At 56.9% G+C, this 17,230-nt stretch carries 21 protein-coding genes and 1 riboswitch; of the genes, 5 read left to right on the top strand and 16 right to left on the bottom strand.

The genetic code is table 11. From position 1 onward, the window contains the following. Nucleotides 1-2 precede the first annotated feature (2 nt). The 5 genes from ASE07_RS07610 to ASE07_RS07590 form a co-directional block, all read right to left on the bottom strand. Nucleotides 3-1,223, bottom strand: coding sequence for a pyridoxal-phosphate-dependent aminotransferase family protein (locus tag ASE07_RS07610; RefSeq protein ID WP_057290222.1), 1,221 nt, complete (start codon nt 1,221-1,223; stop codon nt 3-5). A gap of 391 nt (nt 1,224-1,614) precedes the next feature. Beyond that, complete coding sequence (locus ASE07_RS07605; RefSeq protein ID WP_156396456.1) at nt 1,615-2,352, bottom strand: SGNH/GDSL hydrolase family protein; 738 nt, start codon at nt 2,350-2,352, stop codon at nt 1,615-1,617. A gap of 57 nt (nt 2,353-2,409) precedes the next feature. After that, nucleotides 2,410-2,634 (bottom strand): hypothetical protein, encoded by a 225-nt coding sequence (locus ASE07_RS07600; protein ID WP_057290221.1) that lies wholly within the window; start codon nt 2,632-2,634, stop codon nt 2,410-2,412. Beyond that, the gene (locus ASE07_RS07595) at nt 2,631-2,918 is read right to left on the bottom strand and encodes a hypothetical protein (protein WP_057290220.1); all 288 of its coding nucleotides are present in this window, start codon (nt 2,916-2,918) and stop codon (nt 2,631-2,633) included. Before ASE07_RS07595 ends, ASE07_RS07600 begins: the two co-directional genes overlap by 4 nt. Nucleotides 2,919-3,086: 168 nt before the next feature. Next, nucleotides 3,087-3,308, bottom strand: coding sequence for a hypothetical protein (locus ASE07_RS07590; protein WP_057290219.1), 222 nt, complete (start codon nt 3,306-3,308; stop codon nt 3,087-3,089). 359 nt (nt 3,309-3,667) lie between these two features. Between ASE07_RS07590 and ASE07_RS07585 the strand changes: the two genes are divergently transcribed. After that, entirely contained in the window at nt 3,668-4,333 is a 666-nt protein-coding gene (locus ASE07_RS07585) for a tRNA-uridine aminocarboxypropyltransferase (RefSeq protein ID WP_057290218.1), read from the top strand. Nucleotides 4,334-4,354: 21 nt separating this feature from the next. Here ASE07_RS07585 and ASE07_RS07580 read toward each other — a convergent pair whose 3' ends face one another. From ASE07_RS07580 to tagH, 4 genes are all read right to left on the bottom strand, one after another. Next, nucleotides 4,355-4,744: a TssQ family T6SS-associated lipoprotein gene (locus tag ASE07_RS07580; RefSeq protein WP_235548382.1), complete on the bottom strand. Its 390-nt coding sequence runs from the start codon at nt 4,742-4,744 to the stop codon at nt 4,355-4,357. Between the two features lie 74 nt (nt 4,745-4,818). Further along, nucleotides 4,819-6,477 (bottom strand): serine/threonine protein kinase, encoded by a 1,659-nt coding sequence (locus ASE07_RS07575; RefSeq protein WP_235548381.1) that lies wholly within the window; start codon nt 6,475-6,477, stop codon nt 4,819-4,821. Then, the gene (locus ASE07_RS07570; RefSeq protein ID WP_057290216.1) at nt 6,464-7,267 is read right to left on the bottom strand and encodes a PP2C family protein-serine/threonine phosphatase; all 804 of its coding nucleotides are present in this window, start codon (nt 7,265-7,267) and stop codon (nt 6,464-6,466) included. The genes ASE07_RS07575 and ASE07_RS07570 overlap by 14 nt, the downstream gene beginning before the upstream one ends. Further along, the gene (gene tagH / locus ASE07_RS07565) at nt 7,260-7,952 is read right to left on the bottom strand and encodes a type VI secretion system-associated FHA domain protein TagH (RefSeq protein ID WP_057290215.1); all 693 of its coding nucleotides are present in this window, start codon (nt 7,950-7,952) and stop codon (nt 7,260-7,262) included. Before tagH ends, ASE07_RS07570 begins: the two co-directional genes overlap by 8 nt. A 387-nt stretch (nt 7,953-8,339) precedes the next feature. Between tagH and ASE07_RS07560 the strand changes: the two genes are divergently transcribed. Beyond that, nucleotides 8,340-8,564 (top strand): hypothetical protein, encoded by a 225-nt coding sequence (locus tag ASE07_RS07560; protein ID WP_057290214.1) that lies wholly within the window; start codon nt 8,340-8,342, stop codon nt 8,562-8,564. Nucleotides 8,565-8,625: 61 nt separating this feature from the next. Further along, the gene (locus tag ASE07_RS07555; RefSeq protein ID WP_057290213.1) at nt 8,626-9,177 is read left to right on the top strand and encodes a hypothetical protein; all 552 of its coding nucleotides are present in this window, start codon (nt 8,626-8,628) and stop codon (nt 9,175-9,177) included. A 65-nt stretch (nt 9,178-9,242) separates the two neighbouring features. Here the strand turns inward: ASE07_RS07555 and ASE07_RS07550 are convergent, their stop codons facing one another. Beyond that, nucleotides 9,243-9,524: a hypothetical protein gene (locus tag ASE07_RS07550; RefSeq protein ID WP_057290212.1), complete on the bottom strand. Its 282-nt coding sequence runs from the start codon at nt 9,522-9,524 to the stop codon at nt 9,243-9,245. 476 nt (nt 9,525-10,000) lie between these two features. On the opposite strand from ASE07_RS07550, the gene ASE07_RS07545 reads away from it, so the two are divergent. Beyond that, nucleotides 10,001-10,279, top strand: a complete 279-nt coding sequence (locus ASE07_RS07545; protein ID WP_057290211.1) for a hypothetical protein — start codon at nt 10,001-10,003, stop codon at nt 10,277-10,279. A gap of 124 nt (nt 10,280-10,403) precedes the next feature. Here the strand turns inward: ASE07_RS07545 and ASE07_RS07540 are convergent, their stop codons facing one another. The 5 genes from ASE07_RS07540 to ASE07_RS07520 form a co-directional block, all read right to left on the bottom strand. After that, a complete protein-coding gene (locus ASE07_RS07540) occupies nt 10,404-12,077 on the bottom strand; it encodes an MBL fold metallo-hydrolase (protein WP_057290210.1) in 1,674 nt (557 codons plus the stop codon). 317 nt (nt 12,078-12,394) lie between these two features. After that, nucleotides 12,395-12,610, bottom strand: coding sequence for a hypothetical protein (locus ASE07_RS07535; RefSeq protein WP_057290209.1), 216 nt, complete (start codon nt 12,608-12,610; stop codon nt 12,395-12,397). 185 nt (nt 12,611-12,795) lie between these two features. Then, nucleotides 12,796-13,446, bottom strand: coding sequence for a uracil phosphoribosyltransferase (gene upp, locus ASE07_RS07530; RefSeq protein ID WP_057290208.1), 651 nt, complete (start codon nt 13,444-13,446; stop codon nt 12,796-12,798). Nucleotides 13,447-13,493: 47 nt separating this feature from the next. After that, a complete protein-coding gene (locus ASE07_RS07525) occupies nt 13,494-14,942 on the bottom strand; it encodes an NCS1 family nucleobase:cation symporter-1 (protein WP_057290207.1) in 1,449 nt (482 codons plus the stop codon). Between the two features lie 33 nt (nt 14,943-14,975). Continuing rightward, on the bottom strand, nt 14,976-15,203 hold the full coding sequence (locus ASE07_RS07520; protein ID WP_057290206.1) for a hypothetical protein: 228 nt from the start codon (nt 15,201-15,203) through the stop codon (nt 14,976-14,978). 18 nt (nt 15,204-15,221) lie between these two features. Beyond that, nucleotides 15,222-15,307, top strand: a riboswitch (cyclic di-GMP riboswitch). A gap of 306 nt (nt 15,308-15,613) precedes the next feature. On the opposite strand from ASE07_RS07520, the gene ASE07_RS07515 reads away from it, so the two are divergent. Further along, nucleotides 15,614-16,246 (top strand): lytic transglycosylase domain-containing protein, encoded by a 633-nt coding sequence (locus ASE07_RS07515; RefSeq protein ID WP_057290205.1) that lies wholly within the window; start codon nt 15,614-15,616, stop codon nt 16,244-16,246. On the opposite strand, the gene ASE07_RS07510 is transcribed toward ASE07_RS07515, so the two are convergent. Further along, a complete protein-coding gene (locus tag ASE07_RS07510) occupies nt 16,230-17,204 on the bottom strand; it encodes a YihY/virulence factor BrkB family protein (protein WP_057290204.1) in 975 nt (324 codons plus the stop codon). The genes ASE07_RS07515 and ASE07_RS07510 overlap by 17 nt on opposite strands. Nucleotides 17,205-17,230: the final 26 nt, after the last annotated feature.

Below are 17,230 nucleotides of genomic sequence, written 5' to 3'. Positions count from 1 at the left end.
TTTTATCGCGATTCGGCCACAGACGCGTCACTCTGGTTCGACAAGCCTTTTTCCAGTTCGGCGATCCCGGCTGGAAGGTCAAGCGATGCGCCTGCAAATTGCAGGCTTGATCCGAATGCATGCAAGGTTCTGAACAGATTGTGCGCGCGGCTCTGTTCGCCCATCTGCCCGATGCGAACAATGTTAGGCCCAAAGGATCCTGATATCTCGACGCGATGCACGCGCGACATATGCGTACGCACCGCATCGCCGGAAATCCCTTCCGGGACCGTAATGCCGACCACGGAGTTAAGCCTGACATCTTCAGACACCAGCAGGCGCAGTCCCATTGCTTCTATGCCCCGCTGCAAGGCCTTGGAGCACAGGGCATGACGCGCAAACCGGCGCGGCAATGTTTCCTCGCAAACCAGGCGCAAGGCCTCATGCAAGGCAAGAATGCCGGACACCGGTGCAGTGTAATGATACGACTTCTGATTCCAGAACTTATCGGCCAACAGCGCATCGAGACACCAGTGTGCGATGGTGTGGCTGCGTGCTTCGATGCGTTTCCACGCTTGTTCGGAAAACGCCAGTAGCGACACGCCCGGAATGGATGCCAGCCCCTTCTGACCCCCCGTGATGACGGCGTCAACTTTCCAGCGGTCCATCTCAAGTGGCATGGTGCTCAGCGTGCACACCGCGTCGACGATCACCATGCAGCCATAGGAATGTGCAAGTCGCGCAATCGCTTCGAGATGGCGGTTGAAAACCGTATTGGAAGTCTCACCCTGAACGATCGTCAGCGTCTGGAAATTACCTTCCTTCAGCAACTGCTCGACTTGCGCAGGCTCAGCCGCGAGATTGTCAGCGATATCCAGAACGGTCACCTTGCCACCGACACGCGTGGCCATTTCCGCCATGCGCCGGCTGAAATATCCGTTACAGATCGACAGTACCCGACTGTCCGGCGCGACCAGGTTGCAGATCGCCATTTCCATCGCTGCCGAGCCGGGGCCGGCAACGCCAAGCACATGTTTGGAGGAAGTCTGGAACACATAGGCGCCCATTTCCTTGACCTGCTCGATCACCTTGTTCATGGTCTCGCCAAGGTGATTGATCACAATCGAATTGGCATAGGCCACTTTGTGGGGAATCGGGACCGGGCCGGCGCCCATCATTAACAACGGCTCTTGCGGCAGGATATGGTCGAGAGAGACGACGGACGGCGGCTGAAACATTTCCATGAAAGGACTCGCAATGGTAAAGGATCGGAAGGCATGACAAGACACCTGCAGTGCACGGGTTTTTCTGCCTGCGATGTTTCTATGAGCCTATATGGGCCATTCTGCCCTAGTCCCTGTACAGTTGCAAAATAAGTTAATGTGCCGGCACGGCGATTTTACCGTGACAGTTTCGCGGAAACGGACGACGTCATTGATGAATTGGGCAGGCGATGTAATACCAATGCCAACCTGTAACGTGACAAATGAGATCGATGGCTTTTTTTGACTGGCAAGGCGCAGGAGGAGTCAATAGCGGGCTATTGACGACGAGTGCAACGTAGGCAGGCGGCTCGGCGCCCCCGGAAAAAGACGCGATCTCATGGTGCGATATAGGTTGGGATTGGTATAAGCCCTATCCTCGTCCGCTAAAAAGCCGGGCGGCGCGTACCGCCGATATGCCACTCGTGTTTTGGCTACTCGTACTCTTGGTGGCTATCAGGATCGCGCGTGCGATTTTCGCGGCGCCGGTACTGGAGGGCTCGATGGCATTTGCATAGTCTTCCGGCTGCGAGCACACCATCCTTAGTTCGATTACATTGAGGTGGTGTTCCGTTGCGGTACGGATGATGGCGTCGTTAAATAGTGCTAGCGCAACCTGCACTATTCGCTGATATTGCCTGTCGTCGAAATTGCCGTTGTAGATGGTGCAGATGGTCAGTGGCAGGCCGCGCGCAACGCAGGCGTCAATGACCTTGCGATAGGCTGTCTCGAAGTGCCGGACCGCATGGCCAAGCACGGTCAATGCTTCTGCGGTAGAGGACGCCGATGATCGTAGCAGGTGCTGTTGCATGAGGGCGTCGTTGCCGCCGACGCTCAGCACGAGATGCGTCGCGCCTGGCGGAACGCGTGCAAGCTGTGCCGCGATCCCTTCTGTCGTCGCGCCATCGCGCGCCAGCAAGTCCGCCTTCCAGCCCCGTGGAATAACATTGCGCAATTGCGTAATAACGTCCGGCTTGCCGCCGGTATAGGCGCCGTTATCAAAAATCGAATCGCCTAGAAGGACGAGATGCATGTTTCTGGAGGCGGCAGTTCCGGTCGACGCTACCGCGGCTGCTGAATACTGCAGGAATGTCCTGCGTGACTGTTCCATTCATGTCTTCCCGTGGGGGGCAGGAGGGCGTGGCTGCACCCGACTTGTACTAATGCCTTACTTGTAATGGGAGTGAACCAGGGAGAGCAAGGGTGTGGCCTTGGATTCGACTAGTGTGCCTTCGATGAAGTCCACCGCCGCTTCACGCATCGCCGCGGATAGGATGCCGTACATGACGTCGCGGTTTACCTGCATTTCATAAGAACTGCAATGGCGTGGAAATAGACCGGCCTCGGTGGCTTTGCGAAGTGCGGCATCCAGCATGGCTTCCGTGACCTTCATCCCGCTCTCCTCGTGCTGGCCAGTGCGCAGTTCAGGCGTGCCTTTGCACGCCGGTCCCCGAGGATGTGGCGAAGTTCGTGAATGCTGTCACCAGTGCACTCCGATATCCACAAAAGCATGGAAGCGCCAACCGGCAGACGGCCTGAGCGGATGCGTGCAATGACCTGTAGTGTGACACGGAGCTTGCGTGACAACTGTCTGTCGCTGTTCAGTCCAAGCCGGTTCATGACACTGTCGAGCAAGCGATTCGGATCGTAGCTGGTTTTAATTAAGTTTTGCTTCATAGTCCTGCTTCATATAACTAAGGTTAAGCAAACCGACTAAGCTGGTGCTGAATAAAAAAGCCCGCCGACCCACCATCGACGGGCAACCACGATAACCGGGATAGGAGTACCCATGATGAAATCGTGGCATGGAAAGATTTTTCACTGTGTCATACAGAGGCAAGTCCATTATTCATTCTGATCAGCTTGTTGGGGCTTTACTCCGTAACGGATGTTGACCCAATCAATTTGCTCGCCTGTCTCCAGGGTAACTGTTCCGAATGGAACAGTCTGCAAATGACTTGCACGCACCTGTTCCAGTACCTTCTTCGCAAGATCAGGATTTTGGGTATATACCGCAAAGCTTCCTACTATCTGCGGATGCAATGTACGTTCAAGCATAGTGTCCATGGCATGGTTATCAAAGGTGTGAAAGTGATTTGATTTTGCGCCCTTGCTACTGTCACTTCCGTATGATGCGTGACATTAAACCAATTAAATTACCGATTGCAGTTAAATCGCGACGTGTTTCTGACATTGGAGGAAACTAAATTTCATATTTGCATTTATGTCAGGAAATTTGCAGTGCGCGTCTTACTTTTCCGCGACGAGTGGAGCTGGGATAAGCTTGCCAGAAAGATTTATTTCAATTGATCACTTAGCGTGCGATATGGCACTCTGGTAAGAGATCAGGATTCTGCGCGCGTGGATGTATCAGTTCGCCGTTACATTGACCTGTAATTCATATCAATTTCAACCCGAGACTGTGAATGACTCCATCCCCCGACCAGCAGCCAGACCCGGGCCGGCGCGCGGAATGCCCGCATTGCCTGCGTGCCCAATCGGCATGCATTTGCCACTGGATCGTGCCGGTGCAGTCACGCACGGAAGTGCTGATCCTCCAGCATCCGATGGAAACGCGTCATGCAAAAGGTAGCGCGCGCCTGTTGCACTTGAGCCTACCGGGGAGTCAGCTCGTGGTGGGTGAAAGTTTTTCAGAAGAACAACTGCATGCGCTGCTCTACGCTCCGTTCCCCGATGCGAGGACGGATGTGGCGTCCTGCCATCCATGCCGCAGGCAAACCCTGTTGCTCTACCCCGATACGGCTGGGCAGGCATCCGGCAGTTCGCATCGGAAAGAAGTTGTGTCTGATAACGCCGCACGGCTGCGGCTCGTCGTACTGGACGGTACCTGGCGCAAAAGCCGAAAAATGCTGTATCTGAATCCTATGCTTCAGGAGTTGCCGCGGCTTGCACTACAAGCGGCGGCGCCTTCGCAATACCGGATACGCAAGGCGCATCTACCCGACCAGCTTTCGACCCTGGAGGCGACTTGTCATGCGCTTGCCCAACTGGAGCAAGACAGCGCGCGTTACGCTCCGGTACTGCAAGCCTTCGATGGCTTTGTCGCGGAGCAGCTGCGCTACAGGGATTAATCGACGCCTACAGCGGGAGGGTTATTTTTTTCGTTTCTTCACTTGCTCGAAAACACGTCCCCACAAGGGATGACCCTTTTCACCTGGTTCGAGATCGAAGCCGGGATCGAGCTTCAGCGCCTTTTCAAACTGCTGTCGGCAAAGTGTTCTTTTGTCGCTGACGCAATAACTGAACGCAGCGTATTTGTGGGCTTGGATCTGGATTGGTTTGTCGGCACCGCTGATGGAGTTCAGCCGTCGTATCGCGGCGGCGAAGTTGCCGTCGTTGTACAGTGCGATGCCTTCCTTTAATGCCGCTTCAGAGGGCGGCAGTGAGCTTTCAGCCGGGGAGCGCTTCTCTGTTGGTGCAGGCTTTTCTGCAACCGGTCTGGCAGCAGCAGTGACCGCCGGGTCGCTGACAGCATCCGGCATCCGGGTGGCACAGCCACATAACAAAACGATGCAAACTGCGGACGGCAACTGCTTGAAGGAAAACGGAAATACATTCATGGTTTAGGTGCTGAAAAACTATGCTCGATGCTTATCTGTTTCTTGCCGACGACATCAATGTCGACGGTACGGGAAGGGAAGGCAGGGTTCTCTATCACGATCTGATGCTTGCCTTCAGGGAGTGAGAGGCGCTTGAGCGGTGGGCTGGGTCCCCTGGCGACACCGTCGACAGAAATATTGCCCCAGGGCTTGATCATCAGTTTGACGGTGCCAAGCGCGGGGCTTGCCGCTAATTCTTTCTTCGATTCTGTTTCAGTGACCGCCGCAGTGGTCCCCGCCTGAGAAGAAATGACCCGGTCCTGAAGGGTTTCGAGCCTGAACCTGGCGGGTGCCGTGTACTTCCCATCGGGGAATTTACTCAAAAAGGCTTCGACGTCCTCACGCGTGGCCTTTGCATTGTTATCAATCCTGGCCCATGCGGTTACCTCTTCATCCGCAGTTGCTGCCGGCGGCAATGATGTCGGTATCGATGTTTCCGTCGCGGGCGCCTCGGTCTGCGGACGGTCCTTGATCGCAACCACGGCGATGGCGATCATGCCAAGCAGTATCGCGCCTGCGGCTCCCAGCCATTTAGACCCCACTGCCGGTTTGCTCAGCTTCGGTGCGGCATGCGGTGTGTGTTCCGAAAGTGCTGCCGGTACTTGCGCCGGTTCCGGCATTGTCGGCATGCGGATTGGCGGAGCACTACCTGCTGCGGCAGGCTGGGTTACCAAGCCGAGGAGAATCCTGAACGCTTCAACCGATTGCGGACGGTCTTCCGGCCGAATTGCCAGCCCCTTGTCGATCGCGGCGAGAAACGGTTTGTCAAAGCCTGGACGTTCGCTGTTTTCCAGGATCTCGATCGGATCCTTGATCATCCGGCCGACCGATGCGGGCGGGGGTTTCCTGGTGATCAGCAGATAGAGCACTGCCGACAGCGAATAAATGTCGGTCCAGGGGCCTTGCACCATCAAGTCGTCATCCGCGTATTGCTCGACCGGCGCATAACCGGGCTTCAGGATCACGGTCAGCGACTGCGTGATGTCGCTGATGATCTGGCGCGCCGCGCCGAAATCGAGCAACACCGCCTGCCCATCGGGTTGGATCATGATGTTGTCCGGGGATATATCACGATGCAGCACCTTGGCCCGGTAAAGCGTTTCCAGCGCTTCAAGAAGCGGGGCGAGCATAGCCTTCAGCCAGGCTTCGGTGACCAGTTCCGGGTTGTCGCTGACGATGGCCTTCAGCGTATGTCCTTCGTAGTGCCGCATGACCATGTAGGCGGTATTGTTCTGCTCCCAGAAGCGATAGACCTTGATCAGGGCGGGGTGATCGAATTGGGCCAGCAGCCTTGCTTCGTTGATAAAGCTTCTCAGACCTTTTTCAAAGGTTCCCTGGTTTTGCCTTGAACGGACTGCCACGCTCGTGTCCGGTCCGCGGCCGGCAAGTACAGCCGGCATGTATTCTTTGATCGCCACGGTGCGCTGCAGCGAATGGTCGAATGCCAGATAGACGATACCAAAGCCGCCCTCGCCGATCACGCCCCGGATTTCAAATTCGGCAAGCCGCGTACCGGTCGCGAGGCAGTTTTCCGATGCCGAAGCGAGGTCGCGATGCGCAGCGTCCGGCAGGTGAGGGAGGTGGGCGATGGTCTGGTTCACACTATGCCTGCTCAAGAAGCGGCTCCTGGTCTGCGACCCGGATGGCGATGGCGGTGTAGTTATCGCGAGGTTGGCGAGGATCTCGCGATGACGAGGCATTGTGCTGTGCGATGTGGTCCATGGCGCTGAGCCAGTTGGCTACCGAACTGGCTTCCCGCAGTGAGGCTTCCATCTCGGGTTCGGTGATCCACTCCCAAAACCCATCCGTGCAAAGCAGCAAGGCATCGCCTTTTTCAAGGCGCTTGCTACTGTATGCAATATCGGCGGCACCTTCGTCGGTAACACCGATTGCCCCCAGCAGACTGCTGCGCAAAGGATGGGAACGAATTTTTTCAGCGGCGCAAAGACCGGCGTCGACCAGTTGCTGGACCGCACTGTGATCCTTCGTCATCCGATGGACACCGCCATCGCGAAACTGATAGATACGGGTGTCGCCGAGATGCCCCCAATGGACCTGCGCATGGGCGCAGTCGATAAGAGCGACGGCAACGGTTGCGCTCATGTTCTTGAGGACGGGATCTGCCAGTTGCTGGTGGACGACTTCCGCTTTTGCGGAATCCAGATATCGCGCCAGCGCATGTTCGTTGACCGCCGGGTCCGCATCAAATCCGGCAACAATGGATTCCACCACGGCACGCGCAGCAAGGTCGCCGCCTATTTCACCACCGACGCCATCCGATACGGCAAAGCACGCCAGTGGCCCTCGTGCGGACAATTTGAATGCGTCTTCGTTGGCCTGGCGCCCGCCCGGACTGCTGAGTGAGGCCACTTCCAGGGTCATGACAGCGGAAAGTAAGCTATTCATCGCTGGCGGCGCTCTTGACCCGCTCCGTTTCACGCTCATAGGCGTCTACAAAGACCTGGCCGAATAATTCATGGAAATCCGCGTTCGGATTGCGGTTGATGGCGCGGTAATGCACATGGAATTTATCCCACATGGCTGCTTTCCGGATGGAAGGAAACAAGGCGTCCGCAATCGGACGGGCGGGGACATCTGCCTCCATGGCGTTCGGATCGAGCTGCGCGATGAGGTGGCGCATCTGTTCTCGTACGCCGGCGATGATGCCGAGCTGGTGCGCCTTGAGATCGTCGTAGGCGTCCGTCATGGCCTCGACCGGGCCCATGAAGCCGGGCATCTTTTTACGCAGCATCTGCGTCAGCACCGTTTCGCTATCGGAGAAAAACTTCAGGGCATTGTTATTGCGTACCACTACCATGGTTACATCGGCCTTCACTTCCCGCTTTACCGTTGCACGCAATTTGTTCAGCTCAAGCGTGCCGTTAATGGAAGCGGCAAGCAGCTTGCCAATGGTCTCCATCGATTCCGGCGTCAAGCCGGAAGGTAGCGCGGAAGATGGCAGGCCTGCCCCTCTGAGGAAGGCTTCGGTAAGGGCATCCATCCCTGCCGTCGCGCTTTCCGTATTGGCTTGCGGCCCGCTTGCTGAGAGTTTTTCGACTTCGGCTATTTCGCTAATAGGCAAGGCATCCATCCGTCATGCTCCGTTATCGGCAGTGGTTTAACAGGAAGTGCGTCTTTACATGCTTCCGGGTGTGTTGACTGTATTGCAATTTCGTTTTGTGGCAAGACGGCACACTGTTGCAAAATAGCATTCCTCGTCAAAACCTTATCGTAGCGTAATTATTGACCCACAGGAATCAAAGCAAACAATGTGAACTTGCCTGATATCAATTAACCACGATTTATGGTTTCAAGCAGCGCTATTCCATCATTCTTCTGAGAAATTAAGTCTGTTGGCATCGCTCCGTTCACGGAATGCGGATGGTCGCCTCTTGTTTTGCGGAACTCCCGCCAAGCATCCGTCGGCACGCCTTTCGCTTGACAGTCTGTTCGGCTAAACAGAACGAGAGGAAAGGCGATGAGCAGGATCAAGGCAGAAATCGATGATGGCGATCAAGCAAGTTTGGTCGAATTCTCGATCGACGAGGTGATTGCGCATCACCAGGGACCGGCATGGGGCGAGCTCGATGAAGAGGGGCGCATGTCAGCGATTCGCGACTACGCGGAATTTCTGTATGCCCGCCAGAACGGCCGAGCCGGGCAAGTACAGGTCAAGCTTAATCCGGCAAGCTTGCCACGCTGAGCGTCAACCTGCATTTTTTACCAGGACCGCGTAATTGCGGATGTTTCATAGAGGATGATGCATGACACCTGAGAATCTCGTCGTCGGTAAGACTTATTCCGGCTCGTTGCCTGACAGTGATATCGCCGTCTTTGAATTTTCGAAATCCGGCCCGGAGTTGCGCCTGTGCTTTTCATCGATTCCCGACGACATTGTTCGCGCGGTGGAACAAAGCGACTGTTATATCGGAGCGATGCAGATGCGGGACCTGGGCGTGGTGCTCTGGAAGATTGGCGATGCGATGGCAGGCGATGCGCAGTTCCATGTCTTTCTTTATCCGCCCGAGACGCGTCCAACGCCCGAGGTGTTGAACAAGGATATCCGGTACACCGTATGGCTCACGCTCATCGACCGTCAATCGCGCGTTGTGCGTGTGGCACGCAGGCTGCGCCTCTCCCACAAGCTGAGCGCGATGCTCAATGAAATCGTCGCTTACCAGCATGGCAACCATATCGGCCGCGAAGAATACGATGCACAGGTCAGCGAATACCAGACCCGCTATCCCGATGTGGCTGCACTGATACAGTCGATGGAGACGTTTGAGAAGGCAGAGCCGGGTCGGGAATCGGATTAAGGAACTGCACGTTCAGTACCTCCATCGCGCTATGCGCGGTATGGTTTGCAGTCCGCAGCTGATCGTCAGCTGGACAGGCGTCCCTGTCCAAGCACGCGCATCAACGCGTCTTTGCCATGCAGCCGCAACTGCCGTTCCAGCTGTTCGCGGGCCAGATATTCGGTTCCCTGCGGACCGCTGGTGATGCGTTTGCCGGACGAGCGCTCGGTGATGGCCCAGCCTCCGCGATTGTCGTAGAGCCAGGCGTGCAGAATGAACTGCAGTTCTTCAAAATCGGGGACGACGATTTCTTCGCCCAGTAATTCCTGGGCTTGGCCAAATTCATTCTGGATCAGGAATTTTTGCATTCGGGTTCGCGTTGGGCTGGCATATGACGCTGTCTTTGAAATAAGCGGAACACATGAAGCTTTGACGCTTCATGCATCTCTCTTGAGGGATTCATTATAGGGCGATACAAAGACAGACCGCCTACTATGCGTCGAGTACACGAACACCGGTATGGTTCCTCGACAGTGTTGCTGCGACAAAATCACGCTTGCTCCATGGCTATGCCTTTCCCCTCTCTCCCTCCATTGAATGCGGTGCCAGGCTCTGAAAGCCTATCGTTTAGATCCTTCTGATAGGGAAATCAACCCCTGGTTTGCGTTATCTTGAATGCCGTTCGGGAAGTTGTCGTCCGGCGAGGCGACAGGCGCTTGCCGTGCGTCTGGTCAAGAACAAAATGGCAATAAAGATAGTCATACCGAGACGGGCACCGGCGCGCATCAGCAAGCCGTAGCGCGTGTCCGTGATCGCCGAAAACCATATTCAAGGAGGAGCCGAGATGGATTTGTACACGAGGGTGCCGACAACAGGGCGCACGTCCCGCCTGTTGGCAAACAAGGGACTGCTGGTTGGTATTGCCGGCGGCATTGCTGCCATTGCGTGGCTGACATTGGGGCGTACCCAGCAGCCAAACCGCCGGTATGCGGACCGTGGAGCGGACCGGCGTAATCCCATGCATTTCTTCCTTGCCGGTACTTATCCGCGCCGCCGTGCAATCGATCGTTCGCGCAACCGTCCGCTGTTTGAACGTCGCCAGTCGGTCTACGATTCATACTGACGAAAAAGCGCGCCGGGGCGCCGGGGCGCCAGTCTCCGGCGCTTTGCGGCCTGACCATGCGAGGACATTGAGAACCCACCAAGGTCTTGGAAGACCTGCTTAGGCTGTGCCTGTCAAACAAGTCCTACAGCGGGGTTTGCATCTGCCATTGTGCATCGTGCTGTGCCACCAGGCCATCGGCTTCCAGTTTTTGCAAGTGGGCCAGCAGCGACCTTTCCGCCATTGCGTGGCGTTGCGGGGGCACATCGTCATACGCGATAGGCAACAGCGCTTGCGTTGTCGCCCTGTCCAGGCTCCGCAGGGCAGCCATCACCTTGCGTTCGCGCGCGAGCCGATGGGCCACAATGCGGTCGATGACGGCGTGCGGCTTCTCCATTAAAAACCCATGTCCCGGTGCGAAATAACTGATGTCGAATTCCTTCAGTCGCTCTAGCGACGCAAGGTAGGCGCGCATATCGCCGTCAGGAGGATTAATGACAACGGTCGACCCTTGCATGATGTGATCGCCGGTCAGCAGGATATGGTCTTCCTCCAGCAGATAACAAAGATGATTCGATGCATGGCCCGGGGTATGGATGACTTGCAGTGTGCAGCCACCGACTTCGATGCGCTGTCCATCATGCAGGGTGTCATCCGGCCTGAACCCACGGTCCTGATTGCCGGCATCCGGTGCGGGCAGACCCAGCACCTGGGCGCCGGTCTTCTGCTTGAGCAGCGCCGCGCCCGGTGAATGATCGATATGCGTATGGGTGGTCAGGATCCAGCGTATGCGCCCGTTTGCATGCGCGAGCAGCTGATCGATATGCGTAGGGTCGGCAGGTCCGGGATCGATGACGGCGATGTCCTCGCTGGCGCCGATCAGGTAACTGTTGGTGCCCGGTCCGGTCATGAAGTGCGGGTTGGGAGCGGTAACCCGCCGCAGGCGCGGTGACAGCACGGTCAGTGTGCCGGGCACGATGTGACTTAGTACATGGCCCTTGCCATTCGGGTCGAGTTTGCCGACTTCGGCATAGGCGTGGTCGCCCTGTATCAGCACCCGACGTCCCTTTGGTCCGGTCGATACACGGGGCAGGTAAGTCGGAATCGCGCGCTCGGTCGCCGCGTAAGTCATTAGCGCTTCAGTGTTGTCGAAGCGCGCCAGTTCTTCCAGCGTCCGGATGGTGGCAAACATCATGTCAAGTTCGCCGGCACGCTGGCGGGCAAGCGCGTCCGACGGCCGCATCCATGCGTGACCGATCGTTTCAGCGTTGTCGTGGGAACCTGTCTGGCTTGCCGGCGCGATGGCGACAAAGAAACGCGTATCGAAGCGGCGCGGTGCGCCGACCGGCGTAATCCAGTGCGCAAAATAACTGAGTCGGTCAAAGGCGGGGCGTATCCCGAATCGGGCGCACATGTCGGCAAAGCCCAGTTCGCCCGATGCCACCAAGGGACGCATCGCGGCGAAGTCGGACGCAATGCCCGGATCATTGAGCTCAACCAGTTTCCCAGCCCTGTCATAGGCAAGCAGCAGCCCGGCCTCTTCAAAACATTCGCGGATTGCGGCAACCCAATAGGCAAGACCACCTTGCGCAATACTTAAGCGCCGGCTCGCTTCCGCATCGCTCAGGCAGGATTGCGACAGGTCGGCAAACGCATCGGCGTCGGCGGTATCGACCGCGCCGCCTGGAAAGACATAGCCGCCCGGAACGAAGACGGCCTGGTGAGTGCGCTGCATCATGAAAACTTCAAGACCGTCCGGCGTATCACGCGCAAGTACCAATGTTGCGGCGGGACGGGGGGTAAGCGGCAGTTCTGCCATTTGGGCGCCTCTGCAATGTAGTGTCAACACCGAAGATTGTAGAGGAAGTCGGCGACCTTGCCTTGACGCACTCGCGGCACCCGTCTGCATGCCTCAGTCTGCGGGATGTATGACGGGTTCGTGGCCGCAGCGTGCGATGAACGATTTTGGCGTACCTGCCTCAAAAAGGAAATTGCTCAATTGACAGGAAAGGACGCACTGTGAAAATACCGGTAATCGTGATGCTGTTGATTGTCGCCATGCTGGCAGGACTTGGCTTGATCTTTTTTGTCATGTAGCAGCAAGCGAACCTGCCACATGACTCGGTCGTGACAAGATTATTTCGAATGCGGGGGACGCCGGCTGGTCTGGTCCAACCCCTTGCTGGACTCGTTCAGCGTGTGACTGGATGAAGGAATATTGTTGCCGGGATCGGCAAGCTCGTCGTCGGTAATTTCGCGGCTTGGCGGATTGATAAACTGCGCCATCTTTTCCAGCGCGCCCTCATCCTTGCCTTGCCCGGTTTTAGCGCTATCGACAGGTTTGCGGTTCATGACTGCCTCCAAAATATCTGCGACACGTCAACAGGGACAATGTTCCGATTAACTGCCGTGGAGCGGCAAGCGCCTATCAATAAGCAGCATGAATAAAATTGCAGTTACGCAAAAATAATATTCCCTGACATGAATATGGCCAGGGAAGGCTTTCATCGTGCGCTCCAATGCGTCCGTTGCCCGTGTTATTTGGTTCCGAAAAGACGGTCTCCGGCATCGCCGAGTCCGGGCACGATATAGGCATGATCATCGAGATGGGAATCGAGTGAAGCAACATAGACTTTCACATCCGGATGGGCTTTCTGGAATACGTCAATCCCTTCCGGAGCCGCCACCAGTGCCACAAAAATGATCTGCTCGCCGGTGACGTTTCTTTTCTTCAGCACATCCACCGCATGGACCGCCGAATTGCCGGTGGCAAGCATGGGATCGCACAGGATGAAGGTGCGCTCCGCCAGATCGGGCAAGCGAACCAGGTACTCGACCGGGCGGTGCGTGTCGGGATCACGGTAGACGCCGATGTGGCCGACGCGTGCCGACGGAATCAGCTCCAGCAAGCCATCGCTCATGCCGATACCGGCACGCAGTACAGGCACCACGACCAGCTTCTTGCCGGCGATGATAGGCGCATCAATGGTCTGCAGCGGTGTCTCGACCCGGATCGTCGTGAGCGGCAGGTTGCGGGTAATTTCATATCCCATCAGCAGCGTTATTTCACGCAGCAATTCGCGGAAGGTGCGTGTCGAGGTCTCGCGGTCGCGCATATGCGTAAGCTTATGCTGGATCAGCGGATGACTCAGGATGTGCAGGTTGGGAAAGCGCGGATCTTGTTTCATGTCGTTTCCAGGTAGATGCTAGATGCGTTCGTTATGCTTATGATGGTTCAGGTGGTTTTACGTGGCATCAGCAACGCATAGACCACCGCTGAGATCGCTAGCCCGACAAACCACGCATAGGTATACAGCGTTTCAAATACCGGCAGGGTGGAGGAAATGAAGCCGGCGGCCTTCAGGAATCCGGGCAGGTTCGGCAATACGCCAAGTACGAGTGCAACCACGGCGCGCAGGTTCCAGCCATTGCTATAACCATACTCGCCGTGCTCCGTGAACAGGTCCGCATGATTGAGGCGGGTGCGGCGGATCAGGAAATAATCGACCAGCATGATGCCTGCGATCGGGCCGAGCAAGGCGCCGTAGCCGATCAGCCAGGTGAAAATGTAGCCCTGCGTGGTTTCAAGGATTTTCCATGGGAACATCGCCAGACCAATACCGGCTGTGATGTAGCCGCCCATCTTGAATGAAATACGGCGCGGTGCCAGGTTCGAGAAATCGTAGGCGGGCGACACCACGTTCGCGGCGAGGTTGGTCGTGATGGTGGCGATGATCAAGGCGATCAGTGCAATCACGACGGAGATGCCGCCCATCTTGCCGGTCAGCGCCACCGGATCCCAGATCGCTTCACCATAAATCGCCACGGTAGCCGACGTTACCAGCACCGCCACCAGCGCAAGCAGGCCCATAGGAATCGGCAGGCCAATCGCCTGTCCTACCATCTGGTCGCGCTGGCTGCGTGCGAAGCGGGTGAAGTCGGGAATATTCAATGCAAGCGTGGCCCAGTAGCCGACCATGGCGGTCAGTGACGGCCAGAACACAGTCCAGAACTGCCCCGCCTTCTTGCCGCCTTCGACGAACTGCGATGGCGTCGACACCATCGGCCCAAAGCCGCCGGCCTTGCTATAGGCCCACCAGACCAGGCCCAGTGCCGATAGCAGCAGCAAGGGCGCAGCCGCGGTTTCCATCCAGCGGATCGAGTCGGTACCTTTGGCGATGAAATAGATATGCAAGGCCCAGAACAGCAGGAAGCACCCGAGCTGCCCTGCGTTGATGCCCAGACCCGGCAGCGCGCTTCCCTGCAATGCATTGTTCATGACCAGATTCAGGATGGTGTAGATCGCCTGGCCGCCCAGCCAGGTCTGGATGCCGAACCAGCCGCAGGCAACGACGGCGCGCAGGATCGCCGGCAATTGTGCGCCACGTACCCCAAATGAAGTTCTTGCCAGTACCGGATACGGAATCCCGTGCTTTGCGCCGGCATGGCCAACCAGCACCATGGGAATCAGCACGATGACGTTACCGAGAAAAACGGTCAGGACCGCCTGCCACCAGTTCATACCCTCGCTCATCAGTCCCGATGCCAGCATGTAGGCGGGAACGGAAACCGCCATCGACACCCATAGGGCCGCGTAATGGGTCGCGGTCCAGGTGCGTTGCGCATCGGTAGTTGGCGCCAGGTCTTCGTTCCACAGCGGATTATCGTTGTTATTTTGTGTCATTCATGTTCTCGGCAAATTGACAATGGCGACATATTAATGGTTTTCGGGCAACGCCGGACGTGTTGCAGCTTGATCGCAGGCGATTCGCATCCTGTTCTGGGCGTCGGTACGAGCCATGGCATCGGTGTGCCCATGATGCACCTGTTTGACACTGGCTGACACTGGCCATGTACCCAATACCGAATTCAGCGGCGATGTCCAATAGCCATTTTTAATTTCCCATGGGAAAGCCGAGCCGCTATGCTGGCTCGGCAGTTTCATTTTTTGTCATTCAGTTTTATTCGATATCGGCAAACCCGTTGAAAGACGGGGACGCAAAGCTACTGGTCTAACGGCGCAACGCCCATGACAGCAGGGCTGCACGCCTTGAACGGTAGGGAATGGCAGTTCGCCACGAACTGTGATCTCTCCCGCACGCTCGTTCATCGCGGCCTGATGTATGCCTCGTGCTGTCACCGCTGCCCGGCCGTTGGCCAATGCGCTAACCATTGTGTCGCATAGACGACACGCATTGATTCGACTTGCGAGGAACCATGTCTCCAGTACAAATGCGTTTTCGACGCGGAGCAGGCTCGTCTGTTGCGCCGGCACCTTGTGGCCCGCTTCATGATGGGGGTCGTCGTGTTTACGCGACGATGGTTGTGTGCGGCCTCCTTGCAGGGTGCGCCGGGATGACGCCTGATCAAGCGGCGGCGCCCGCCGAGGGAGAGCAGGCAAAGACTCCGATCCACACGATCACCGTCCGGCATATTCTTGCCGAATGGAGCACCTTCGGACTGGATCATAAACGCCATGTACCTGGACGCGGTCACCAGAATGCACGCGTGCCGCCGCCGTCTGGAGGACTTCACGATTACAGCGCGACGATCCAGGAGATTCTGGCGAATACCGTTTGCCGCGCGTGCGAAGACAAGCCTTACCATCGCCTGGTGTTGTCAGCCTCGAGCCGGCATGGCGTGCCGTCCGGATTGATCCATGCCGTGATTCAAAAAGAATCCGGCTACAACCCTTTGGCCACTTCGCATCGGCAGGCGCGCGGCCTGATGCAGGTAACGTCGGGTGCCGCGAGATTTGTCGGTGTTGCGGACGGCAGCAACCTGTATGACCCGCAAACCAACATCAATGCGGGCACTGCCTACCTCAAGTACCTGATGCAAAACCATGCGACCTTCGACGAAGTGCTTGCAGCCTACAATTCGGGCCCCGGCAATGTGCGCAAGTACAACGGCGTACCTCCCTTTCTGGAAACGCAGCGCTATGTGAAGGACGTCAAGCGCTTCTACTTCGTCACTTCGAAGGAATGAGGCCGGCTTGCGATTGTTGTTGCGTTTGTTGTTGTTCAGTGGACGCATGATCCGCCGGCGCTGCACTGTCGCGCAATTGCGCACGGCTGCCGAGCTTCATCGCATACTCGTGCGTGAACAGTGAACCATAGAAAAAAATTTGGGCCGAGTAGTAGATCCACGTAATCAACACAACCACCGAGCCGGCCGCGCCATAGGATGAACTGATGTCGGCATTCGCCACGTAAAGGCCAATCGCAAATTTGCCGAGGGTGAACAGGGCGGCGGTGATCACCGAGCCGATGAACACGTCCTTCCATGCGATCTTGACGCCGGGCAGGTATTTGAAAATCGTTGCGAACAGACCAGTCACGACGGCGAACGATACCAGGTGCGTGACGACCAGCGTGATGGCTTTCAATGCTGTGCCGGTACTGCCGCCGCCAAAAACGCCTTCCATGGCGGCCAGTGCGGTGCTGACCGCCAGCGTCGTCATCAGCATGAGGACCAGCACCAGGATCAAGCCAAACGAAAGAACGCGTTCACGAATAAATGCCCACAGTCCTGACGCTTTTGACGGCGGCACTTCCCACAACTCGTCTAGGCTATCCTTGAGTTCGGCAAATGCACTGGTCGCACTGATGAGCACCAGGGCGACGGAAATAATGCCGGCCATGAGTCCGCCGGAATCCTGTTTGGTACCGCCCAGAATGGTTTTTACGGCATCGGCGCCCTGTTCTCCCATCAAGCCGGAGAGTTGTTCGATCAGCAGCGCGCGCACCGTATCTTCGCCGAAGAAGAAGCCGGCAATGGTTACCACCAGCAGTAGCATCGGCGCCAGCGAGAACAAGGTATAGAGAGCAAGCGCAGCACCTTTGCTGGCTGCGCGATGCGCGGACCACTCTTTGGCTGCAGATATTGCGATGTGGAACAAGGCTTTCGGCTTGGATTCATGCCGCAGCTTTTCGCCTTCATCCATTTTCTGTTTAGCCTTTAGCTGTTGCG

This window comes from Noviherbaspirillum sp. Root189, from assembly GCF_001428545.1.
Lineage (GTDB): Bacteria > Pseudomonadota > Gammaproteobacteria > Burkholderiales > Burkholderiaceae_D > Noviherbaspirillum.
This window is presented reverse-complemented; position numbering and strand designations above follow the sequence as displayed.